Source organism: Aneurinibacillus uraniidurans (genome assembly GCF_028471905.1).
In the GTDB taxonomy this organism is placed as follows: Bacteria; Bacillota; Bacilli; order Aneurinibacillales; family Aneurinibacillaceae; genus Aneurinibacillus; species Aneurinibacillus uraniidurans.
Map to the genome: position 1 here is coordinate 1,351,261 of NZ_CP116902.1, position 22,072 is coordinate 1,373,332.

The window sequence follows — 22,072 nt, forward strand, 5'->3', positions numbered from 1 at the left end:
AGAATGTCACAGGAATTTATTATCTCACTTGCCCAAAAAGCAGTGTTTACCCTGCTGCTTACCAGTGCGCCTCTAGTAGGGATTGCGCTTATCGTCGGCCTTTTGGTTAGTATTTTTCAGGCAACAACATCCATTCAAGAAGCAACTCTTGCTTTTGTACCAAAGATTGTAGCTACGATGGTAGCTCTAGTTATATTTGGACCGTGGATGCTTAATCACTTGCTTGATTTTACTTCTACTATTTTAGCTAATTTATACAAATTTATAGGGTAGCCTATGATTCAATTAGTAGAATTACTACCAGCCTTTTTACTTGTGTTTATTCGAATTACGGCGTTTTTTGTGGTAGCACCTGTTTTTTCTGCACGAAACGTACCGGCCATGTATAAAGTAGGACTTTCTTTTTTTCTGGCGCTCATTGCATTTCCGCTTGTTAAAGCGAGTGGTATGATTGAATTGAATTGGGCGTATGTATATCTTGCTTTGAAAGAAGTACTGGTAGGACTCCTGCTTGGATTTATTGGTTTGCTGCTTCTGTCAGCCATTCAGACTGCCGGTTCTTTTATTGATATGATGCTAGGTTTGGCTATGGCATCAGTTATCGATCCGTTAACGGGTATGAACTCTCCATTAATGGGGAATTTCAAATACGTTTTGACATTGCTCTTTATTTTATCGGTCAATGGGCACCATTTATTAATCGAAGGGATACTGTCTAGTTACCAGGCTATTCCACTTGATAAATGGATGAGTGGATGGGGAGACGGCTCTATTGCCGGATTTTTGCTCGAGAAGTTTTCCTATATGTTTATGTCTGGAATGTTGCTTGCTGCACCACTTGTTAGTTCTTTATTTGTAATGGACGTGGCACTTGGGATTGTAGCTAAGACGGTACCACAGATGAACATTTTTGTTGTGGGTATGCCAGCTAAGCTTCTGGGTGGTTTTCTCGTGTTGATTATTGTTTTTCCGGCGTACTTTTTCGTAATCGGCCATCTGCTGGAAGTGGTTTTCTCTTCTATGGCCCAGATGATTAAGATAATGGGGGCCGTTTAATGTACATGCTTCAAATCCAGATGGATCTGCAGTTTTTTGCTGGAGAAAAAACAGAAAAAGCAACTCCAAAGAAAAAACAGAAGGCACGAGAAGAAGGACAGGTAGCTAAAAGTCAGGATATTCCTGCTGCATCGCTTTTGTTGGCTATATTCCTGTTGCTTTTTTTTGCAGGAAAAAGCATGGGAGAGCAGATGAAGCAGTTTTTTCTCAGCTTCTTCAATCGTTATTTGCTAATGGAACTTACACCGGAAAATATACGGGATTTAATGATTGAAATGTGCTATCAGAGCTTCTTGATTGTTTGGCCTTTTTTGCTTGTCGCGCTTGTCATTTCTTATTTCGCCAACTATGTTCAGGTTGGGATGCTGTTTACTACTGAGCCGCTTAAGTTTAAATTAAGTGCGCTTGACCCGATTAAAGGTGCAAAAAAAATTTTTTCGATGCAGGCCGTTGTAAATTTATTAAAATCAATCCTTAAGACAGTAGTAGTTGGTCTCGCTGCCTGGCTAGTGTTATGGAATGGAAAGAACGACCTTCTAACACTAGCAACTAAGACAATTGGAGATATGATTACGGTTATCGGAAAGCTGATTATACAGCTTGGCTTTGCAATCGCTATTTTGCTTATTGTGCTGGCTATTCTAGACTACATGTATCAAAAGTTCCAGCATGAAAAGCAGCTTCGTATGTCTAAGCAGGATATAAAAGATGAGTATAAGATGATGGAAGGGGACCCGCAGATTAAAGGGAAAATTAAGCAGAAGCAGCGCGAAATGGCGATGCGCCGCATGATGCAGGAAGTTCCCAATGCTGACGTAGTCATCACGAACCCGACGCATTTTGCCGTGGCGATTAAATATGATGGTGCGACTATGCAGGCTCCTATTGTAATTGCCAAAGGACAGGACTTTGTTGCCCTTAAAATACGGCAAATTGCTAAAGAAAATAGCATCATCACAATGGAAAATAAATTACTTGCACGTACGCTGTATGCACAGGTAGAGATTCACCAACCGATTCCGGAAGATCTATTCCAGGCGGTAGCGGAAGTTCTCGCTTACGTATATAGATTAAAAGGAAAAATCTAAGAAATAGGTGGAAGGAGGAGAAACGATGAGTCGTAGAGATTTAGCTGTCATGGGGTTTGTCATTGCTATTGTTGTCATGCTTGTTATTCCCATGCCGAATCCCCTCCTCGATTTTCTTTTAATTATAAATATCTCTATCTCACTTACTGTTTTGCTTGTGGCGATGAATACGAATGATCCATCGCAGTTTTCGATCTTCCCATCGATCCTGCTTATTACGACGATTTTTCGTCTGGCACTTAACGTTTCCTCGACACGAAACATTCTCTCACATGCTGAGGCAGGAAAAGTTATTGAGGCGTTTGGCTCGTTTGTAATCGGGGGAAATGCGGTTGTCGGTTTTGTTGTCTTTTTAATTCTGACACTGATTAATTTCATGGTTATTACGAAAGGTTCCGAGCGCGTAGCGGAAGTAGCGGCACGTTTTGCACTCGATGCGATGCCAGGAAAACAGATGGCGATTGATGCTGATTTGAATGCGGGTGCTATCTCGGATGCAGAAGCACAGCAGCGTCGTCAAAAAATTAGTCAGGAATCTGAGTTTTACGGAGCGATGGATGGGGCAACGAAGTTTGTCAAAGGGGATGCCATCGCGGGGATTGTCATCTTCATTATTAATATCATTGGCGGTCTTATCATCGGGATGGTCATTCATGGCAAAGGATTTACCGACTCTGCTACAACATTTACCTTGTTATCTGTTGGTGATGGTCTTGTTAGCCAGATACCAGCCCTTCTTCTTTCTACTGCGACAGGTATTATTGTAACGCGGGCGGCTTCTGATGGAAATATTGGTGACGATTTGGCCAAACAGATCCTTGCGTATCCGCGATTGCTCTATATTGTGGCAGCTACGATATTATTGATGGGAGTGCTTACGCCGATCGGTCCGCTGAGGACAGTACCAGTAGCCGGAGTGATGGCTTTCCTTGCCTTCCGCCTGCAGCGAAATATGGGATCACAGCCAGATTCGTTTGAGGCATCTGGAGAGGAAGCGGAGATGGATGAGGTACGCAGTCCAGAAAGTGTAGTGAGTCTGTTACATATTGATCCAATTGAATTTGAATTTGGATATGGATTGATTCCACTGGCAGATACCAATCAGGGCGGCGACTTACTTGATCGAGTTATTATGATTCGTCGCCAGTGTGCAATTGAACTTGGGGTCGTCGTGCCAGTTATTCGTATCCGTGATAACATTCAACTTCGTCCAAATGAATATGTTATTAAAATTAAAGGAAATCAGGTTGCACATGGCGAAATTATGCTAGACCATTATCTGGCAATGAGTCCGGGTATTGAGGATGACTCTGTTATCGGGATTGAAACGGTAGAGCCTGCTTTTGGTCTACCAGCTCTTTGGGTGACAGAAGAAGTGAAAGAGCGTGCAGAAATGGCTGGTTACACGGTAGTAGACCCACCTTCTGTTGTAGCTACACACCTAACAGAAATTATTAAGCGTTATGGACATGAGCTGTTGAATCGGCAGGAAACAAAGGCACTCATTGACAATGTGCGTGAGACATCGCCTGCACTTGTTGAGGAGCTTATTCCAAACGTCATGTCTATTGGGGATGTACAGAAGGTGCTGCAGAAACTGCTGCGTGAGAAAATCTCGATTCGTAATTTGCCAACGATTCTGGAGACGCTTGCTGACTATGGACCGTACACGAAAGATACTGACTTGCTTACAGAGTACGTGCGTCAGTCACTTTCTCGCCAGATTACATTGCATTATGCGGTACCAGGTGAACCGTTGCGCGTGATTACAGCAGGGCCAGCATTAGAGAAGAGAATTGCGGACGCTGTACAGCAAACTGAGCAAGGAGCATATCTGGCGATTGACCCGGAAACATCGCAGCGTATTTTCAACTCACTGTCGGAACAGGTGAACCATATGCTGCAGACAGGGCAGCAGCCGCTGATCCTTACATCGCCTTCTATTCGGATGTATTTGCGTCAGCTTGTTGAACGCATGATGCCTGAAATTCCTGTTCTTTCGTATAATGAGCTGGAACCAGACGTTGAGATCCAGAGCATAGGGGTGGTGAGCGTATAATGCGCGTCAAAAAATACATCGTGGATTCTATGTCGGATGCGTTGGAACAAATACGCTCCGAATTAGGAAAAGATGCGATTATTTTAAATACAAAGCCAGTAAAGACCGGTGGATTTCTGGGGATGTTTCGAAAAAAACAAATTGAAGTGATTGCTGCAATAGATCCGAATTCCGAAAAACAGCGCCCGCGTCGGGTAGACGCGGCAAGGACAATGCCATCACCATCACTTGTACCAGCTGTCTCTCCTCCGATCGAGGTTGTGCCTGTATCGACAGTAGACTCCGGTAAGAAAGACAGTGGGGCAGTCGATTTTTCTTCTATCCTCCAGCAAAAAGCTGTGCAGGAAAATATCGCGCCGGTACCAGAAGTAAACGTTCAGGTACTGACAAAAGAGATCGGCGATATGAGAACCATGCTTTGGAAGTTGATGATGACAGATGAGAAAGCATCTGCCATGCCACCGGTTTTTATGACCATTCGTCAGCGCCTGCAAAAGCAGGAAGTAGAAGATGACATTATTGTTTCCTTGTTTGAGAGAGTAATGAAGCATTTATCACCGGAAGAATTAGGCCAGGAAACAAAGGTGTGGGCAGAAGTTAGCAAACAACTTACTGCTTGGATGGATGAATCCCAGTCCGCACAAGGACCATTGAGTCAGCAGGCGACGTTTGTCAGTTTTGTGGGACCGACTGGTGTAGGAAAAACAACGACGCTTGCCAAGTTAGCAGCTGCTAGTGTATTGCAGCATAAGCGGAAAGTTGGAATGATTACATCTGATACATATCGAATTGCGGCTGTTGAACAGTTAAAAACATATGCTAATATTTTGAATGTTCCACTGAAAGTTATATATGCGGCAGAAGAGCTCCCACAGACAATTGAGCGTTTGACTGGTTGTGATCTGATTTTTATGGATACAGCTGGCCGGAATTATCGCAACAAAGAATATGTGGAAGAGGTTAATAATCTACTTGTAGCTCATCAGCCGATTGAAACGTTTCTTGTAGTAAGCTTGACTGCAAAGTATGAAGACATTCAAGCGGTGGCTGAAAGCTTTAGACATGTACCCATCCAGAAAGTCATTTTTACAAAGGTAGATGAGACACGTTCATATGGAGCTATTGTGAATCTTGTGCTGAAGCGGAAGCTTTCTCTTTCATACTTTGCAAACGGACAAAACGTTCCAGATGATATTGAACAGGCAACATCTGAACGGGTTGTTTCTCTGGTGTTAGGGGATCGTGAACATGAATGACCAAGCACAGCAGCTTCGTGAAAAATTGCTTCGGCAATCATCTGCCCCATCTGTTTTGCAGCATGGTAGCCGCAAAACAAAAGTAGTGGCAGTGGCAAGTGGAAAAGGCGGAGTAGGAAAATCAAACGTTGCCCTTAACTTTGCACTAGGCTTATTACAAGAAGGACAACGTGTTGTTGTGATGGATTTAGACGTTGGGTTTGGAAATATTGATGTTCTTTTAGGTATTTCTTCACAAAAAAATATTGTTGATCTCATAGACAAAGGTCTCTCTATCTGGGATATTATTGAGAAGGGGCCGAATGGACTACAGTTTATAGCTGGTGGGTCTGGGCTGTCGCAAATTTTTCAGTTGGATGAGAAGAAGCTGCAGTATTTTTTTGAACAGCTAGCCTTGCTCCAGGGCTATGCAGATGTCATCATTTTAGACATAGGGGCGGGGATATCAGAGAAGTCGCTGCGTTTTTTGCTGGCGGCTGATGAGATTCTGATTGTAACAACCCCAGAACCGACTGCACTAACGGACGCATATGCCTTAATTAAAATGACGCATAGTCGTAAACCAGGTGTATGTTTTCGAGTTGTTGTCAATCGGGCAGCTAGTGCAAAAGAAGGGAAGTTTGTGGCGGATAAACTTTCTCTTGTTTCTCGACAGTTCCTTGGTTTGGAAGTTTTCTCGCTGGGATTTATGTTTGATGATGTTCATGTTACGAGAGCTGTGAAAAAACAGCAGCCATTCTCTCTAGCGTATCCTTCTAGTAAAGCCGCCCATAGTATGCGGGACCTGGTTCGCTCTTATTTACAGCAAGAAAACGAACAGAAAAAAGAAGCAGGTATGAAAGGGTTTATTTCACGTTTGCGCTCGTTTTGGAAATAAGACGAGAGGAGGGGGAGTGTGTTGCGTCCAATCCGAGTAGTTGTTATTGATGATTCGGCTTTTATGCGAAAGATTATTGGAGATATTTTAGCAAGTGACCCTGAAATTGAAGTCATTGCGAAAGGGCGTAACGGTAAGGATGCGATTGAGCTTGTGGATAAATTCAACCCTGATGTAGTTACGCTTGATATCGAGATGCCGATTATGAATGGGTTAGATGCGTTATCTGCAATTATGAAGACACATCCGCTGCCAGTGCTCATGCTTAGTAGTTTGACCAAACAGGGAGCGATTGAGACGATCCGGGCGCTTGAAATTGGAGCCGTTGATTTTATTTCAAAACCATCCGGTGCAATCTCGCTTGATCTTCATAAAGTTGGAGCCGATATTATAAAAAAAGTAAAAGCGGCAGCACAGGTAAATGTAACTCACCTGCGCAAAGGAAGTGAGCTGTTGTCTCGTATTCATCAGCGCTCTATGACAAGTAGGGGAGCACAACATCAGCGACTCATGTCTGCAATTGATGCATCGTCAAATGAAAAAGTGATGAGCATCCCTGTGGTAGAAACAAAAAAGGCAGGCTTTTCTACCCCGGTGAATGTCGGTCATTTAATTGCGGTAGGTACGTCAACCGGTGGCCCTAAAGCGCTTCAGGTACTTTTAAGTGGACTGCCAGCTAACCTCAATGGAGCGCTTGTTATTGTGCAGCATATGCCGGCAGGGTTTACACGGTCATTGGCCCAGCGTCTTGACTCGTTGTGCGAAATTAGTGTGATGGAAGCGGAAGATAATCAACCGATTCGTAGGGGATGCGCTTATATTGCCCCGGGCAATTATCATATGGAAGTGTGTCAGAAGCGGGACGGTACGCTATATCTTTCGCTTAATCAAAAAGAGCTACGAGCCGGACACAGACCCTCGGTCGATATATTGTTTGAATCGATAGCGCGGCTTTCCTACTCTCCCAAGCATGCAGTTATTATGACTGGCATGGGGAATGATGGAACAGCCGGAGTTAAGGCGATGAAAGAAACGGGAGTTCAGACAGTCATTGCTGAAGACGAGTCAACCTGTATTGTGTTTGGAATGCCACGTGCAGCCATTCAGGCAGGAGTTGTCGATAAAGTTGTGCCTTTGCATGAAATTTCATACCAGCTTGTTCGTTGTTTGAATTGTTAAGGAGGTGGATGGTTATGGAAATGAATCAATACTTAGATATGTTTATCGAAGAGTCGAAAGAGCACATTCAAGCCATCAATGATAACCTGCTTGTGCTGGAGAATGACCCGGAAAGTGTAGATTTAATTAATGAAATTTTCCGTTCCGCACATACGCTAAAAGGAATGGCGGCAACCATGGGTTTTGAAGATATGGCCGCGCTTACGCACGAAATGGAAAACGTGCTCGATCAAGCACGGAATCATAAGCTTGTCATCAACTCAGATATTATGGATGTCATTTTTAAATGCGTAGATTTGCTTGAAACGATGCTGTATTCGATTGCAGGTGGCGGAGATGGCAAAGAAAATGTTAGCCATGTCGTTGCGATGTTACAGGCGATTTTAAGCGGTGACTTTTCTCCGTCAGCAGAAGAGGAAGTGTCAGAAGTTGCGGTGGAAGCTGTCTCTGTCCCTGAAGCGGAGGAACAGCAAAAAGTGGGCAGTCTTGATGAATATGAATTGACTGTAGTCGAGCAGTCACAGCAGACGGGTTTTTATGCATACTGGATTAAAACCTCGGTTCAAGATAACTGTGTTCTGAAAGCCGCACGCGCCTATATGGTGTATGACAACTTGGACTCACTTGGCGAAATTATTAAAACAACACCGAGCGTAGAAGAGATTGAAGAAGAAAAGTTTGAAAAATCGTTTGAGATTGTGCTCCTGACAAAGGAAACAATCGAAAAAGTCGAAAAGACGGTGCTTAACGTCTCAGAGATCGAATCGGTAGAAGTCATTGTCATTGATCCAAAGCAATATAAAACACAGCAGGCACCAGCGAAAGCTCCAGAAGCAAAGCCGATTGCTGCGAAGCCGGTAGCAGTGAAAGAAGGAGCAGCGAAAGAGGAGAAGGCTGCTACTGTAAATAAAAAGCCGGCAGCAAGCAAAACGATTCGGGTCGATATTGAACGCCTTGATGTATTGATGAATCTATTTAGTGAACTTGTCATTGATCGTGGACGTCTTGAGCAGCTGGCGCGTGAGTCCGGACAGAGCGAGCTTATGGAGACGGTTGAACACATGAGTCGTATTAGCGGGGACTTACAGAGCATTATTCTTACGATGCGCATGGTTCCGGTTGAACAGGTATTTAATCGTTTCCCACGTATGGTACGTGACCTTGCGAAAGACTTGAATAAAAAGATCAATCTAGAGATTATTGGCGCAGAAACAGAGCTTGACCGTACTGTTATTGATGAAATTGGAGACCCACTGGTTCACCTGTTGCGCAACTCGCTTGACCATGGGGTAGAATCAGCAGAAGCACGTATCGCCGCAGGGAAGCCAGAGGAAGGACTTGTTCAACTGAAGGCTTACCATGGTGGTAACCACGTCTTTATCGAAGTAAAAGACGATGGTGCTGGTATTAATCGCGAAAAAGTGCTAGCGAAATCAATCGAACGAGGGATTGTCACGGAGCAAGGCGCTGCGAATCTTTCCAACAAGCAGATTGACGAACTTTTATTCGCTTCAGGTCTGAGTACAGCTGATAAAATTTCAGACGTATCTGGCAGGGGAGTCGGGCTGGATGTTGTAAAAACAAAGATTGAATCCCTTGGGGGGGCAGTCGGCATTGATTCCACTCCAGGCGCTGGAACGACATTCTTGATTCAGCTTCCACTTACACTGTCTATCATTTCTGCAATGCTTGTACAGGTGGAAGACGAGAAGTTTGCTGTACCGCTTAGCTCCATTATCGAAACAGCGGTGTTTACACCGGATGAAATTATGCATGCCCACCAACAGGATGTGATTGACTTCCGCGGTCGAATTGTACCGCTTGTATCTTTGAAATCAATCTTCAATATTCCAGATACTGAAAAGCCGAAGGAAAGCGATATCTCTGTTGTAATTGTACGCAAGGGAGATAAAATGGCTGGTCTCGTTGTCGATTCCTTTATTGGACAGCAGGAAATTGTATTAAAATCCTTAGGGAAATATTTGGTTAATGTGTTTGCGATCTCAGGAGCTACCATTCTTGGTGATGGCCAGGTAGCGCTTATTATTGACTGCAACGCATTAATTAAATAAAGGAGGGTAACAATCGTGTTGGATCATAAAGATATCGTTGAAGAAATCAAAGTGATTGTGTTCCGCCTGAAAGATGAAGAATACGGAGTAGAAGTTAACCAAGTAAAATCAATTGAACGTCTAGAACACATTACACGAGTTCCACGCACCCCCTATTTTGTAAAAGGGGTCATCAATATGCGTGGGATTGTAACCCCGATTGTTGATCTTCGTCGTCGTTTTGGCCTTGAAGAAGCAGTGTATAGTGAAACGACGCGTGTCATCATTGTTGCCGTTGGTGAAATTGAAGTTGGACTTATTGTTGATTCGGCTAACGATGTCATTGACATCCCGATTAATGCAATCGAACCACCGCCTGAAGTAGTAGGCGGTATCGAGGCCGTATACTTGCGGGGGGTTGCGAAGTTGAATCGTCGTTTGCTTATTCTTTTGAATCTTGACAAAGTATTGAATACAGACGAAATTAAACAATTAGAAAATATTGAGGCGTAATATGAAATTTGATCAGTTCGGTGATTTTCAACTTGATGTGCTGCGTGAAGTCGGAAACATTGGGGCTGGCAACGCAGCCACCGCACTGTCACGATTAATCTCTAAAGAGATTGATATGAAAGTGCCACAAGTGAAAATAATTTCGTTTGATGAAATTGCAGATTTTGTAGGAGGGAATGAGTCACTTGTTGTATGTGTATTTTTGCAGGTGAAGGGTGACATTCCCGGAAATATGTTTTTTATCATTTCTCTTCCATCTGCCAAGAAGTTACTGCGTGAACTAATGGGAATTGAGACAGATGACGATGAATGGTTTGATGAAATGGAATTATCTGCTCTCAATGAGATTGGAAATATTTTAACAGGCTCTTATTTGTCATCGCTTGCAGATTTTACTAAATTGAACATGCAACCTTCTCCTCCAGCAGTTGCGATTGATATGGCAGGAGCAATCTTGTCATATGGGTTGCTGGAGATTGGTCATACTGGAGATTTTGCCCTGACAATTGATACTGCATTTTTTCAAGGAAATGAAGAGTTGGAAGGTCATTTCTTCCTGGTGCCGGACCCGACAGCTCTTCCGCAATTATTCCGCGCGCTGGGAGTGCCGCTTGAATGAACATTGTAAAAGTTGGAATGGCTGATTTAAATATCGCAAAATCTCCAGATCATATCCGTACTACAGGTTTGGGCTCTTGTGTAGGGGTTGTATTATTCGATAGTCACAGCAAAATTTCGGGGATGGCACATGTAATGCTTCCTGATTCTTCATTGAGTAAAGGGTTGCTAAATGTTGCTAAATATGCAAATACGGCTATCCCGAAGCTCATTGAAGAGATGGAACGAGCAGGGGCGAATACGCGTCGTATTGTTGCCAAACTAGCAGGTGGAGCGCAAATGTTTGCTTTTACATCGACAAGTGATACGATGCGTATTGGACCTCGTAATGTAGAAGCTTGTCGTATGGCGCTTCAAGAAGCAAGAATTCCAATTGTAGCAGAAGATACAGGAGGAAATTGCGGTCGTACAATTGAATTAGATAGCTGTACAGGCATGTTAAACATTCGTACAGTAAATCAAGGTGTAAAGGAAATTTAACATGACGACTGGTACATTGAAGTGGAATTTTATATTATCCGGTATCGTAAGCGTGCTTACTTTTATGTTTTCGTTTCTCAATAATCTGCTTGTGGAGAGCTTAATCCGATCTTTGGTTGTTTTTGGAGTTTTCTTTTTTATCATCATAGTTGCTCAGGTTGTAATACGTCAGACGTTAGGAACCGTTCTTCTGCCGCATGAAGAAGGAGTTGGACCTGGGCAACATATCAATCTTGTGACACCTGAAGAGACATCTATGTCACCTGTGGAAACAGGAACAGATCAGCAACGTCGTGCAGAGGGAGATTTTGCAGGATTTTCTCCGAATGATTTCCCTCGTGTTGCACGCAATGAATCATCAGCCCTTGATCCTGAAGAAATTGCACAGGCTTTGCGGGTATTCTCCGATGAATAGAAAGGGGTAACCTACGGTGGCGCGAAAAGCAAAGAAGCAAGTAGATATTGAAAAATGGAAGCGCTGGCGTGAACAGGGAGACCGACAGGCTGAATTTGAGCTAATTGAGCAATACCTCCCTCTTGTGAATTACGTGGCGACACGTCTTTCTATGGGTCTCCCTGACACAGTGGAAAAAGACGATCTTATCAGCTTCGGAAGATTTGGCCTACTTGATGCTCTAAAAAAGTTTGATTATATGCGTGGTCTTCAATTTGAAACGTATGGAATGTGGCGGATTCGTGGTTCGATGATTGATGGCTTGCGGGAGAATGATACGATTCCACGCTCTGTTCGTGATAAAGCAAAAAAGATTGAAGAAGCATACACAATTCTTGAACAGCAGCACCTGCGTGCGGTGACAGATGAAGAGGTCAGCGAATATTTAAATGTATCAACAGCCGAATTGAACCAGACGCTTCTTGATGTGTCTTTTGCCTCCGTTCTTTCGCTGGATGAGCCGATTCAAGATGATGAGGATCATAAACAAGCCCGGCAGACAATCCTTACAGATGAAAATGCTGAGAAGCCGGAAACAGCGCTTCATAAAGAACAGCGAAAACATATTTTGGCGGAAGCGATTGATAAATTGCCCCCTAAAGAAAAGACAGTAGTTTCGCTTTTCTATTATGAAGAATGCTCCCTTACTGAAATTGCAGAAATTATGGGGTTATCTGCTTCGCGCATTTCACAACTTCATTCTAAAGCGGTCTTTCGGATGAGAGGTGCATTGCAGCGGGCAAAGGAATATCTATTAAATGAATAAATAGGGAAGAAGAGGATGAATATGGAGGAATTTGAAAACAAGGGGAAAGAGACGCCGCCTGCGAAAAAGTTTGTGGATGTAGCGAAAGTCCAAATTGCCAAAGATAAGCTTACTGCCGTCATGGAGTTTGAGATGGAAGACGGAATGACTCTCACATATGATGAGATTATTTCTGTACTAGAAAAAAATAAAGTGCGCTTCGGTCGAGATGAGGAATTGCTTCGCAAAGTAGCAGCAAGTCCGCGTAGCTATTCACATGAGAAATTAATCGTTGCACATGGAGTTGCTCCTGTACATGGTATTGATGGAAAGATTGAATATATGATTCGTTCTTCTGCTGGGAAAACAGGCCCGCAAGAGAAGGAAGATGGTAGTGTCGATTATTACAATGTCCTTACTTTACTTAATGTCTCTAAAGGACAGATGCTTGCTAAAAAAATTCCATCTATAAAAGGCACACCAGGCAAATCAGTAACAGGTGACGAGATCGCAGCAAAGGATGGGAAAGAAGCGCGCTACCAGGTCGGAAAAAATGTGCTTCTTGACCAGGAGAAAGTGCATGCATATGCAGCGATTGATGGGCAGGTTTCTGTCACAGATAAGGGAAAGCTGAATGTCCTTTCTGTTTATGAAGTGAAGGGAGACCTTGACTTCAGTGTCGGGAATATTGATTTTGTCGGAAGCGTTGTTATACGCGGGAATGTACATCCTGGATTTACCATTAAAGCTGGAGGAGATATTCGGATTGCCGGCAGTGTAGAAGGTGCTACACTTGAAGCGAATGGAACAATTGAAATCGTTCAGGGAGTCATTGGCCAGAATAAAGGACATGTGAAAGCTGGGCATGATGTGAAAGCAGGCTTTATCCAGGATGCAGTTGTGACGGCGGAGAATGATGTGATTATTTCGCAAGTTATTATGCACAGCAACGTGAGCGCAGGCCACCAGGTAATTTGTCGGGCTACAAAAGGGCTGATTGTTGGTGGTTCAATTAAAGCAGGGGAAGGTGTGCTGGCGAAAATTATTGGCAATGCAGCTAACACACCGACTAGTATAGAGGTAGGAGTCAAACCACAGTTGCGCGAAGAATTACAAAATTTAAAAAAGGAAGTAAAAGAACATACAGCTGCTGTGCTGAAGGCTGATCAGGGCTTGCGTTTTCTTGATCAGTTGGCTATGCAGGGGCAACTTACGGCTGATAAAAAAGCCATGCAGATTAAATTTACGAATTCCAAGCTTTTATCAGAGAAAAAACTGGCACAGTCTAAAGAGCGCCTTGGTGAAATTGAAGAAGTGCTGAATGGTATGCAGGGTGCGCGAGTTGAATGTTCTGGTATTATGTACAGTGGCACCAAGCTCGTATTCGGAAGCGCCGTACGGTTTATTAAGGAGAACTACAGTCGTTCCGCGTTTTATCTAGGAGAAGATGGCCAAGTAACCTCAACCATTTTATAGGTAACGGAGGGGAAGAAGATGACGTTGCGAGCACTTGAACTGCAGATTGCAATTCCACGTATGCAGGACATAGGGAAAATAGCGGAACAGCTCCAAGAACGTCCACAGCAAGAGCAGGCATCTCTAGCACTTGAACAGCAGCAGGAAGATGAACGAAATAGTTCGCGTACCATTCGAGCGGAGCATGTCGAACAAGGAACGATTGATCAGCATCAGAAAGAAAAGCAAGATGGACACAAAGGACACGGAAAAAGTCGGCGAGCTAAAGCACCGAACGATGAGGAGCATGATGAGAGTCTTCATCCGTATGTTGGTCATAAGCTCGATATTTCACTTTGAGATATACAACTAAAATGAAGGAGAGAAAACGAGGCAGATCTGCCTCGTTTTCTCCTGTACGGTAGGTGGAACAAGTGACAACAGTATGGTTAGCAGGACTAACTGTCGGACTGCTGCTTCTAGCATTGTGGATGCTTCAGACAGGGAGACGAACAACGGAAGGGAGCACGATGGAAGAAACTCTTGCTACAGTTATGCAGGAATTCGATCAGGAGAATAAGGAATTACTTCGTTCCATTACCCAATTGAAACGGACGCATGATAGTGAGATGACAGGAATCAAGGCAGAGCTTGCTTCTTTACGGGAACAAGTACATATGCTTCAGGAACAGAAGGACGAGCTCATGCAGAAACTTGCCAATCCGATACCACATGCTCCAGGTCAGGCGGATCGGCTTTCCCCTTCTGTGCAGCCGATGCTCTATTTAAAAGAGGACTACAGAGAAGTTCCAGCCTTATATGCAGATGGGATGTCGCCACACGAAATCGCACGCAAACTGGGCATTGGGGATGGGGAAGTTGCGATGGTCATTCAGATGCTAAAAAAACAGGGATTCTTTTCATAAAGTAGTGAGTTGCATTTTTTTAGCACCTATGGTATATTTACTAGCGGTGTAAAAATACACACGTTCTTCAATCCGGGTGACGGTGCTTGAAGCGGGAAGACTGCTGCAAGTTTCAACTGGAGATGCGAGGAGCGGAGGCATTACAAAAAAACCATTTTAGAGGAGGTGTCGTTGGAGATGGCAGTAATTTCTATGAAACAATTACTCGAAGCAGGTGTTCATTTCGGTCACCAAACACGTCGTTGGAACCCGAAAATGTCCCGCTATATCTTCACCGAACGTAACGGTATTTACATTATTGATCTGCAAAAAACAGTGAAAAAAGTTGACGAAGCTTACAACTTCATCCGTGAAGTTGCAGCAAACGGCGGCAAAATCTTGTTTGTAGGTACGAAAAAACAAGCTCAGGAATCTGTAGCAGAAGAAGCAGCTCGCTGCGGCATGTACTACATTAACCAACGTTGGTTGGGTGGTACGCTGACTAACTTCAGCACAATTCAAAAACGAGTATCTCGTCTGCACCAGCTTGAAAAAATGGAAGTAGACGGCACATTCGAACTTCTTCCGAAAAAAGAAGTTATCATTCTCCGTAAAGAGAAAGAGCGCCTGGAAAAATTCCTCGGCGGTATCAAAAACATGAAGGGTCTTCCGGATGCGATTTTCGTAATCGATCCACGCAAAGAGCGCATTGCTGTTGCGGAAGCTCACAAACTTGGTATCCCGCTCGTAGGTATCGTTGATACAAACTGTGATCCGGATGAAATCGATTATGTAATTCCGGGTAATGATGACGCTATCCGCGCTGTTAAACTGTTAACCGGTAAAATGGCAGATGCAATCCTTGAAGCTAACCAAGGTCAAGGGGAAGAAGCGGCACCAGCTGCTACTGTATAAGTTCCACAAAGCAAGGGTGGGCGGAGGGTATCGTACCCCTTCCCACCCTTTTCTTACAAAAAAGCACATACAATTATTAGGAGGATTTTCCCATGGCAATTAGTGCAAGCATGGTAAAAGAACTGCGTGAGCGCACAGGCGCTGGTATGATGGATTGCAAAAAAGCGCTGCAAGAAACAGATGGAGATATGGAAAAAGCAGTTGACCTGCTCCGTGAAAAAGGTATCGCAAAAGCTGCGAAAAAATCTGATCGCGTTGCGGCAGAAGGTCTTGCTGCAGTTGCAGCAGCAGGCAATGTTGCTTGCATCGTAGAAGTTAACTCTGAGACTGACTTCGTAGCGAAAAACGAGAACTTCCAAAACTTCGTAAAAGAAATCACAGATCACCTGTTAAGCCAGCGTCCAGCTTCTGTTGAAGAAGCAATGGGTCAAGCTTTCAAAGGTGAAGGTGCTCCTCTGCAAGAAGTACTGAACGAAAAAATCGCAACAATTGGCGAGAACATGAACCTCCGCCGCTTTGAAATTATTGAAAAGCCAGAAGGCAACGTATTCGGTTCTTACATTCATATGGGTGGCCGAATTGCAGTTCTGATCGAACTTGTTGGCGGCAATGAAGAACTTGCAAGAGATTTGGCAATGCAAATTGCAGCTGCTCGCCCTACATACGTGAAGCGCGAAGAAGTTGACACAACTGAACTTGATCGTGAACGTGAAGTTCTGACTGCACAGGCGCTGAACGAAGGCAAGCCAGAAAATATCGTACAAAAAATGGTTGAAGGCCGTTTGAACAAATACTACGAAGAAGTTTGCCTTGTTGAACAAGTATTCGTAAAAGATTCCGACAAGAAAGTGAAAAACCTCTTGAAAGAAAACAACGCGGATGTTGTTCGTTTCGTACGCTATGAAGTGGGCGAAGGTATTGAGAAAAAAGTCGATAACTTCGTAGAAGAAGTTATGGCACAGACTAAAAAACAATAAGAGCGGGTAACCGAAGAAAATAGGGGACACATTGTGTTCCCTATTTTTAAACCGGGACTAGGATTTTACAGGATTGGAGTTGTTTTTTCATGCCTCTTCCGGCGTATAAACGTGTTGTATTAAAATTAAGTGGAGAAGCACTGGCAGGCAATGTCGGTTATGGAATTGACTCGGATGTCATTTCGTCCATTTCGAAGCAAATTAAAGAAATCGTCGAACTTGGAGTACAGGTTGCGATTGTAGTCGGAGGCGGTAACATTTGGCGCGGCCTTGCAGGAAGTGCCAAAGGAATCGATCGTACGACAGCCGACTATATGGGGATGCTTGCGACTGTCATGAATAGTTTGGCTCTGCAGGACGGGTTAGAGCGTCTGAACGTGCCAACGCGTGTTCAGACATCTATTGAAATGCGCCAAGTAGCAGAACCGTACATACGGAGAAAAGCGGTGCGTCATCTTGAGAAAAACCGGGTTGTGATTTTCGCAGCTGGGACAGGAAATCCGTATTTCTCGACAGATACAACAGCTGCACTTCGGGCTGCTGAAATTGAAGCGGAAGTCATTCTGATGGCAAAAAATAAAGTGGATGGTGTATACTCGGCTGATCCGAAGGTTGATGCCAACGCAGAGAAGTACGAAAAGTTGACATTCCTTGAAGTGCTGAACAAAGGCCTTGGTGTGATGGACTCTACTGCATCAAGTCTGTGTATGGATAATAACATCCCGCTTCTTGTGTTCTCCATTACGGAAGAAGGTAACATTAAGCGTGCAATTATGGGTGAAAAAATCGGAACCATTGTGAAAGGAGAATAAAACATGCCACAGCAAATTATTAAAGAAGCCGAAGAGCGTATGGAAAAAGCGATTGCGGCTTTGAAACGCGAATTAACAACGCTTCGTGCTGGACGTGCAACACCTGCTCTTCTGGACCGTGTTATGGTCGATTATTATGGATCTCCCGTTCCGGTGAATCAGGCAGCTAACATTAACACACCGGAACCGCGCCTGATTCTTATCCAACCATGGGAAAAAACGATGCTTGGTCCGATTGAGAAAGCGATTTTAAAATCCGATCTTGGATTGACACCGACAAACGATGGTAGTGTGGTACGTATCTCGATTCCAGCTCTTACAGAAGAGCGCCGGAAAGAACTTGTGAAGCTTGCGAAAAAAGAAGGCGAAGAAGCGAAAGTTGCAGTCCGTAATATTCGTCGTGATGCAAATGAAAGCATCAAAAAGCTTGAGAAAAACGGAGATATCACGGAAGATGATATGAAGCATCATCAAGAGCTCGTGCAGAAATCAACGGATAAGTATGTAGCTCTCGTTGATAAAACCGTAGCGGATAAAGAGAAAGAAGTTATGGAAGTGTAAGACGTATGCCCCCTCCGTAAAGAGGGGGTTTATGACATTTGTTTGCACGGGGGAACTACGTATGCTTGATAAACTGACCAGGTGGATGCAGAAAAATGGGGGAAGTACGCTGCCGGAAGGGATGACACTTGACCCGGACAACATTCCACAGCATGTGGCCATTATTATGGATGGAAACGGTCGTTGGGCTCGGCAGCGTGCCCTGCCTCGTGTTCTGGGCCACCGGGCTGGCATGAAAACAGTGAAAGAAATTACAAAAGCTGCGGATGAGATTGGTGTTAAGGTGCTGACCCTGTACGCATTTTCCACAGAAAACTGGAAGCGTCCTACAGATGAAGTGGAGTTTCTTATGAAGTTACCACAGGAATTCCTTACAATGGAGTTGGGCGAGTTAATCGAGCGCAACGTACAGGTGCGAATGATGGGAGACCAAACGAAGCTTCCAGCGCATACCCTTCAGGCTATCATGGAGGCACAAGAAAAAACAAAAACAAATACAGGGCTCATTTTGAACTTTGCGCTGAACTACGGAAGTCGCGCTGAAATGCTCGATGCAGTACGGCACATTGCAGCGGATGTACGGAATGGTACGCTAGCAGAAGCGGATATCACAGAGGATGTGTTCAGTTCGTATTTGGAAACAAGAGGACTTCCTGATCCGGATATGTTGATTCGTACGAGCGGTGAATTGCGGTTGAGTAATTTTCTGTTGTGGCAGCTTGCGTATAGTGAGTTTATTTTTCATGATGGCTTCTGGCCTGATTTTTCGCAGCAGGATTTTTATAACGCGATTCAGGAATACCAGCGGCGCAGTAGACGATATGGAGCGCTGTAACAATAATAGAGGTGGAGTGCTTGAAAACTCGTATTATAACGGGAATTGTGGGGGCGGCCGGGTTTCTTCTGCTTTTGTATATGGGAAGTGTCTGGTATACTGCCCTTGTTTTTTTTCTGGCAACCCTGGCTTATTTTGAATTGATGCGGATGAAGCAGATTGCGATTACTGATATACACGGAATCGCAGGTCTTTTGTTTACATGGCTAATCGTGCTACCGAATTGGGCGTGGAACGAAGGTTTGCTTCGGACAGATTATTTGTTTTTATTTGTACTGCTGTTGCTTTTTATAACGGTGGTCTCGAAAAATCGTATTGAATATCCTGATATCGCTTATGTGCTGTTAGGTTGTTTGTATGTTGGGTTCGGTTTTCATTACATAAACGCGACCCGGATCGAAAATGGTCTAGCTGTGACGCTGGCGGTACTGTTTAGTATTTGGGCGACGGATTCTGGTGCTTATTTTGTTGGAAAAGCGATCGGAAAAACAAAACTATGGCCAGCGATTAGCCCGAATAAAACGGTGGAAGGATCAATGGGCGGCATTGTGCTTGCAGTGCTGGTCATGGTGGTGTTTGCTGCCTGTGGCGTAGTAACGCTGCTGCAAGCACTTTTAATGGGGCTCGTGATTGCGATTAGCGGACAGATTGGGGACTTGATTGAATCGGCTGTGAAGCGTACATTTAATGTGAAAGATTCCGGTACGCTTCTTCCGGGACATGGTGGGGTACTTGACCGCTGTGACAGCTGGATTATTGTATTCCCTGTTCTGCATGTACTCCATTTATTATAAAATGAAAGAAGAGGAACCATGAAGAAACTAGCTATTCTCGGTTCAACTGGATCAATCGGAACACAGACACTGGATGTAGTGCGTCAGCATCCTGATGAATTCGCCGTTACTGCACTTGCGGCGGGACGTAATGTTGATCTTCTAGCGAAACAGGCATGTGAATTTGTGCCGAAGCTTGTATCTGTACAGACGAAAGAGCTAGCAGAACAACTGCGTGGTCGAATTCCGCACTCCATCCGCATCTTATGGGGGGACGAGGGTGCGCTAGAGGTTGCTACACATGCAGATGCCTCATTTCTTGTTGCTGCTATGGTCGGTAGTGCAGGGCTGGCGCCGACACTAGCGGCGATTGAAGCAGGCAAGACAATCGGACTTGCTAACAAGGAAACGCTTGTGACAGCCGGGCATTTGGTAACCGAGCTTGTGCAGAAACACGGCGTCTCGCTGCTCCCAATCGATAGTGAGCATTCAGCGATTTTTCAATGCTTGCAGGGCGAGAATAGGGAGCGGGTTCGCCGCCTGATTCTAACGGCATCGGGAGGCTCATTCCGTGATAAAACACGGGATGAACTAGCAGGTGTTACCGTGGAAGCAGCCTTGTCTCATCCGAACTGGAGCATGGGGGCTAAAATTACGATTGATTCGGCAACAATGATGAACAAAGGATTAGAAATTATTGAGGCGCACTGGCTATTTGGGATGCCATATGACAAAATTGAAACCGTTCTGCATAAAGAAAGCATCATCCATTCCATGGTGGAGTTTACAGACCGCGCCGTAATGGCACAGCTTGGCACGCCAGATATGCGGATTCCGATTCAATACGCGCTGACGTACCCGGATCGACTTCCGCTGGAATCAGAGCCGCTTGATTTGATCAAAATGGGGACACTGCATTTTGCAGCTCCAGATTTTGATCGGTATCCGTGTCTTGGATTTGCTTATGAGGCAGGGAGAAAAGGCGGAACAATGCCGACTGTGCTCAATGCTGCGAATGAAGTGGCCGTTTCTCGCTTCCTTGCGGGAGAGATTCCATTTTTAGCGATTGAAGACATTATCGCTTCTGTCATGGCGAAGCATCAGGCTCTGGCCGCTCCAAGTCTGGATGAGATTGTGGCGGCAGATGCGTGGGCACGCCGTACAGCAGAACAGGAGCAGCGGGCCTAATGAAGGCCGAACAACCAGGAAAGGTGGAACCCCATTGACAAAGGTTTTAGCCATTGTTCTTGTGTTTGGATTGCTAGTGTTTATTCATGAACTTGGTCATTTGCTGCTTGCGAAGCGAGCGGGTATTTTATGTCGGGAATTCGCGATCGGGATGGGACCGAAAGTGTTCTCTTTCGTGCGTGGGGAAACGCGCTATACGCTGCGTCTGCTTCCGATTGGCGGTTTTGTCCGCATGGCCGGAGAAGACCCGGAAGTAATCGAGATTCAGCGCGGTCAAGATGTTGGATTGGAATTTGACCAAGCCGGTCTTGTGACGCGTATCGTCCTGACTGACATTCTTCATCATCCACATGCAGCAATTGTAACGGTGGAAGAAACTGATCTTGAACATGGTCTCTTTGTTCGCGGTACGGAAGACGGAGAGCCCGTGCGCTATGCTGTGCATCCACAGGCAAAAATTTTGTACAAAAACGAAGAAACACAGATTGCACCGTACGACCGCCAGTTCGGAAGCAAAACAGTCGGACAGCGGGCAGCGGCGATTTTTGCCGGGCCGGTGGCGAATTTCCTGCTGGCATTTGTACTGCTGACAGGGCTTGGTCTTGCATATGGCATTCCGGCAAATGACCCGGTCATGGGGCAGGTTCTTCCGGGGCAGGCTGCACAAAAAGCCGGGCTGCAACAAGGCGATAAAGTCATCTCGATTGACGGAAAAGCGACCCATACATGGAAAGACATTGTACAGGTTGTAAGTGCATCGCCGAATAAAAAGCTGAATTTTGTCATTGAACGTGACGGTGGGCAGTTTGCTTTGCCAGTAACACCAGGCACGGATGGGAAAGTCGGCAAAATTGGTGTATATGCACCTACGTCCAAGTCAGTCGTTGGAGCAGCCAAGTACGGGGCTGTTACGACATACGAATTTTCGAAGTTAATTTATACGATGCTTGGCCAACTATTTACCGGACAGGTTCCGGTTCAGGATCTATCTGGTCCGGTTGGTATCTTTAAATACACAGGGGATGCGGTCGAGAAAGGCATGATGATTCTCATCCAGTGGACAGCAGCACTCAGTGTGAACCTTGGCATTATGAACCTGCTTCCGCTGCCGGCGCTTGACGGTGGACGTCTTGTATTTATCGGGATTGAAGCGGTGCGTGGGCGCCCGATTGATCCAAAGAAGGAAGGGGTCGTTCATTTCCTTGGGTTTGCCTTTTTGATGGTATTAATTCTTGTCGTGACATGGAACGACATTCAGCGTTTTTTTAGTTAAAG

Annotated in this window: 24 protein-coding genes; all 24 read left to right on the plus strand. The window is 44.8% G+C overall.

Annotated elements, in window-relative coordinates; genetic code table 11:
• Positions 1 to 3: 3 nt before the first annotated feature.
• The 24 genes from fliQ to rseP all read left to right on the plus strand — a co-directional run bounded on the left by fliQ (position 4) and on the right by rseP (position 22,070).
• Positions 4 to 273, plus strand: coding sequence for a flagellar biosynthesis protein FliQ (gene fliQ / locus PO771_RS06855; RefSeq protein ID WP_096465212.1), 270 nt, complete (start codon positions 4 to 6; stop codon positions 271 to 273).
• A 3-nt stretch (positions 274 to 276) separates the two neighbouring features.
• Positions 277 to 1,056 (plus strand): flagellar biosynthetic protein FliR, encoded by a 780-nt coding sequence (fliR, locus tag PO771_RS06860; protein WP_272562519.1) that lies wholly within the window; start codon positions 277 to 279, stop codon positions 1,054 to 1,056.
• A complete protein-coding gene (gene flhB, locus PO771_RS06865) occupies positions 1,056 to 2,144 on the plus strand; it encodes a flagellar biosynthesis protein FlhB (RefSeq protein ID WP_336297951.1) in 1,089 nt (362 codons plus the stop codon). The genes fliR and flhB overlap by 1 nt, the downstream gene beginning before the upstream one ends.
• A gap of 25 nt (positions 2,145 to 2,169) precedes the next feature.
• Complete coding sequence (flhA, locus tag PO771_RS06870) at positions 2,170 to 4,203, plus strand: flagellar biosynthesis protein FlhA (protein ID WP_272562520.1); 2,034 nt, start codon at positions 2,170 to 2,172, stop codon at positions 4,201 to 4,203.
• Complete coding sequence (gene flhF, locus PO771_RS06875) at positions 4,203 to 5,459, plus strand: flagellar biosynthesis GTPase FlhF (RefSeq protein ID WP_272562521.1); 1,257 nt, start codon at positions 4,203 to 4,205, stop codon at positions 5,457 to 5,459. Before flhA ends, flhF begins: the two co-directional genes overlap by 1 nt.
• Positions 5,452 to 6,336: a MinD/ParA family protein gene (locus tag PO771_RS06880; RefSeq protein ID WP_272562522.1), complete on the plus strand. Its 885-nt coding sequence runs from the start codon at positions 5,452 to 5,454 to the stop codon at positions 6,334 to 6,336. The genes flhF and PO771_RS06880 overlap by 8 nt, the downstream gene beginning before the upstream one ends.
• A gap of 21 nt (positions 6,337 to 6,357) precedes the next feature.
• On the plus strand, positions 6,358 to 7,515 hold the full coding sequence (locus tag PO771_RS06885) for a protein-glutamate methylesterase/protein-glutamine glutaminase (protein ID WP_272563122.1): 1,158 nt from the start codon (positions 6,358 to 6,360) through the stop codon (positions 7,513 to 7,515).
• A 14-nt stretch (positions 7,516 to 7,529) separates the two neighbouring features.
• A complete protein-coding gene (locus PO771_RS06890; protein ID WP_272562523.1) occupies positions 7,530 to 9,587 on the plus strand; it encodes a chemotaxis protein CheA in 2,058 nt (685 codons plus the stop codon).
• A gap of 15 nt (positions 9,588 to 9,602) precedes the next feature.
• Positions 9,603 to 10,079 (plus strand): chemotaxis protein CheW, encoded by a 477-nt coding sequence (locus PO771_RS06895; RefSeq protein ID WP_272562524.1) that lies wholly within the window; start codon positions 9,603 to 9,605, stop codon positions 10,077 to 10,079.
• 1 nt (position 10,080) lies between these two features.
• On the plus strand, positions 10,081 to 10,698 hold the full coding sequence (locus PO771_RS06900; protein WP_272562525.1) for a chemotaxis protein CheC: 618 nt from the start codon (positions 10,081 to 10,083) through the stop codon (positions 10,696 to 10,698).
• A complete protein-coding gene (locus PO771_RS06905; RefSeq protein ID WP_272562526.1) occupies positions 10,695 to 11,177 on the plus strand; it encodes a chemotaxis protein CheD in 483 nt (160 codons plus the stop codon). The genes PO771_RS06900 and PO771_RS06905 overlap by 4 nt, the downstream gene beginning before the upstream one ends.
• Before the next feature lies 1 nt (position 11,178).
• A complete protein-coding gene (locus PO771_RS06910; protein WP_272562527.1) occupies positions 11,179 to 11,592 on the plus strand; it encodes a hypothetical protein in 414 nt (137 codons plus the stop codon).
• Positions 11,593 to 11,608: 16 nt separating this feature from the next.
• Complete coding sequence (locus PO771_RS06915; protein ID WP_272562528.1) at positions 11,609 to 12,397, plus strand: FliA/WhiG family RNA polymerase sigma factor; 789 nt, start codon at positions 11,609 to 11,611, stop codon at positions 12,395 to 12,397.
• Between the two features lie 21 nt (positions 12,398 to 12,418).
• Positions 12,419 to 13,852, plus strand: a complete 1,434-nt coding sequence (locus PO771_RS06920; RefSeq protein WP_272562529.1) for a flagellar assembly protein A — start codon at positions 12,419 to 12,421, stop codon at positions 13,850 to 13,852.
• Between the two features lie 18 nt (positions 13,853 to 13,870).
• On the plus strand, positions 13,871 to 14,191 hold the full coding sequence (locus PO771_RS06925; RefSeq protein ID WP_272562530.1) for a hypothetical protein: 321 nt from the start codon (positions 13,871 to 13,873) through the stop codon (positions 14,189 to 14,191).
• Between the two features lie 74 nt (positions 14,192 to 14,265).
• Positions 14,266 to 14,757, plus strand: coding sequence for a DUF6115 domain-containing protein (locus PO771_RS06930; protein WP_272562531.1), 492 nt, complete (start codon positions 14,266 to 14,268; stop codon positions 14,755 to 14,757).
• A 177-nt stretch (positions 14,758 to 14,934) separates the two neighbouring features.
• Complete coding sequence (gene rpsB, locus PO771_RS06935; protein ID WP_272562532.1) at positions 14,935 to 15,651, plus strand: 30S ribosomal protein S2; 717 nt, start codon at positions 14,935 to 14,937, stop codon at positions 15,649 to 15,651.
• Between the two features lie 92 nt (positions 15,652 to 15,743).
• Positions 15,744 to 16,628 carry a translation elongation factor Ts gene (tsf, locus tag PO771_RS06940; protein WP_272562533.1) on the plus strand — a complete coding sequence of 295 codons (885 nt, stop codon included), beginning with the start codon at positions 15,744 to 15,746 and terminating at the stop codon, positions 16,626 to 16,628.
• An 89-nt stretch (positions 16,629 to 16,717) separates the two neighbouring features.
• Positions 16,718 to 17,440 carry a UMP kinase gene (pyrH, locus tag PO771_RS06945; protein WP_272562534.1) on the plus strand — a complete coding sequence of 241 codons (723 nt, stop codon included), beginning with the start codon at positions 16,718 to 16,720 and terminating at the stop codon, positions 17,438 to 17,440.
• Between the two features lie 3 nt (positions 17,441 to 17,443).
• Positions 17,444 to 18,001: a ribosome recycling factor gene (gene frr, locus PO771_RS06950; RefSeq protein WP_272562535.1), complete on the plus strand. Its 558-nt coding sequence runs from the start codon at positions 17,444 to 17,446 to the stop codon at positions 17,999 to 18,001.
• 61 nt (positions 18,002 to 18,062) lie between these two features.
• Positions 18,063 to 18,836: an undecaprenyl pyrophosphate synthase gene (locus PO771_RS06955; RefSeq protein ID WP_272562536.1), complete on the plus strand. Its 774-nt coding sequence runs from the start codon at positions 18,063 to 18,065 to the stop codon at positions 18,834 to 18,836.
• Positions 18,837 to 18,847: 11 nt separating this feature from the next.
• Positions 18,848 to 19,630 (plus strand): phosphatidate cytidylyltransferase, encoded by a 783-nt coding sequence (locus PO771_RS06960; protein WP_272562537.1) that lies wholly within the window; start codon positions 18,848 to 18,850, stop codon positions 19,628 to 19,630.
• A gap of 18 nt (positions 19,631 to 19,648) precedes the next feature.
• On the plus strand, positions 19,649 to 20,797 hold the full coding sequence (locus PO771_RS06965; RefSeq protein WP_272562538.1) for a 1-deoxy-D-xylulose-5-phosphate reductoisomerase: 1,149 nt from the start codon (positions 19,649 to 19,651) through the stop codon (positions 20,795 to 20,797).
• Positions 20,798 to 20,831: 34 nt separating this feature from the next.
• Complete coding sequence (gene rseP / locus PO771_RS06970) at positions 20,832 to 22,070, plus strand: RIP metalloprotease RseP (protein WP_272562539.1); 1,239 nt, start codon at positions 20,832 to 20,834, stop codon at positions 22,068 to 22,070.
• The last annotated feature ends 2 nt before the right edge of the window (positions 22,071 to 22,072 follow it).

Bases quoted from the DNA above. Each gene is read 5' to 3' on its own strand.
- frr (WP_272562535.1), top strand. From the start codon at position 17,444: ATGCCACAGCAAATTATTAAAGAAGCCGAAGAGCGTATGGAAAAAGCG.
- pyrH (WP_272562534.1), top strand. From the start codon at position 16,718: ATGCCTCTTCCGGCGTATAAACGTGTTGTATTAAAATTAAGTGGAGAA.
- PO771_RS06955 (WP_272562536.1), top strand. From the start codon at position 18,063: ATGCTTGATAAACTGACCAGGTGGATGCAGAAAAATGGGGGAAGTACG.
- flhF (WP_272562521.1), top strand. From the start codon at position 4,203: ATGCGCGTCAAAAAATACATCGTGGATTCTATGTCGGATGCGTTGGAA.
- PO771_RS06900 (WP_272562525.1), top strand. From the start codon at position 10,081: ATGAAATTTGATCAGTTCGGTGATTTTCAACTTGATGTGCTGCGTGAA.
- PO771_RS06905 (WP_272562526.1), top strand. From the start codon at position 10,695: ATGAACATTGTAAAAGTTGGAATGGCTGATTTAAATATCGCAAAATCT.
- tsf (WP_272562533.1), top strand. From the start codon at position 15,744: ATGGCAATTAGTGCAAGCATGGTAAAAGAACTGCGTGAGCGCACAGGC.
- rpsB (WP_272562532.1), top strand. From the start codon at position 14,935: ATGGCAGTAATTTCTATGAAACAATTACTCGAAGCAGGTGTTCATTTC.
- PO771_RS06925 (WP_272562530.1), top strand. From the start codon at position 13,871: ATGACGTTGCGAGCACTTGAACTGCAGATTGCAATTCCACGTATGCAG.
- PO771_RS06965 (WP_272562538.1), top strand. From the start codon at position 19,649: ATGAAGAAACTAGCTATTCTCGGTTCAACTGGATCAATCGGAACACAG.
- flhA (WP_272562520.1), top strand. From the start codon at position 2,170: ATGAGTCGTAGAGATTTAGCTGTCATGGGGTTTGTCATTGCTATTGTT.
- PO771_RS06880 (WP_272562522.1), top strand. From the start codon at position 5,452: ATGAATGACCAAGCACAGCAGCTTCGTGAAAAATTGCTTCGGCAATCA.
- PO771_RS06920 (WP_272562529.1), top strand. From the start codon at position 12,419: ATGGAGGAATTTGAAAACAAGGGGAAAGAGACGCCGCCTGCGAAAAAG.
- flhB (WP_336297951.1), top strand. From the start codon at position 1,056: ATGTACATGCTTCAAATCCAGATGGATCTGCAGTTTTTTGCTGGAGAA.
- fliQ (WP_096465212.1), top strand. From the start codon at position 4: ATGTCACAGGAATTTATTATCTCACTTGCCCAAAAAGCAGTGTTTACC.
- PO771_RS06890 (WP_272562523.1), top strand. From the start codon at position 7,530: ATGGAAATGAATCAATACTTAGATATGTTTATCGAAGAGTCGAAAGAG.
- PO771_RS06910 (WP_272562527.1), top strand. From the start codon at position 11,179: ATGACGACTGGTACATTGAAGTGGAATTTTATATTATCCGGTATCGTA.
- fliR (WP_272562519.1), top strand. From the start codon at position 277: ATGATTCAATTAGTAGAATTACTACCAGCCTTTTTACTTGTGTTTATT.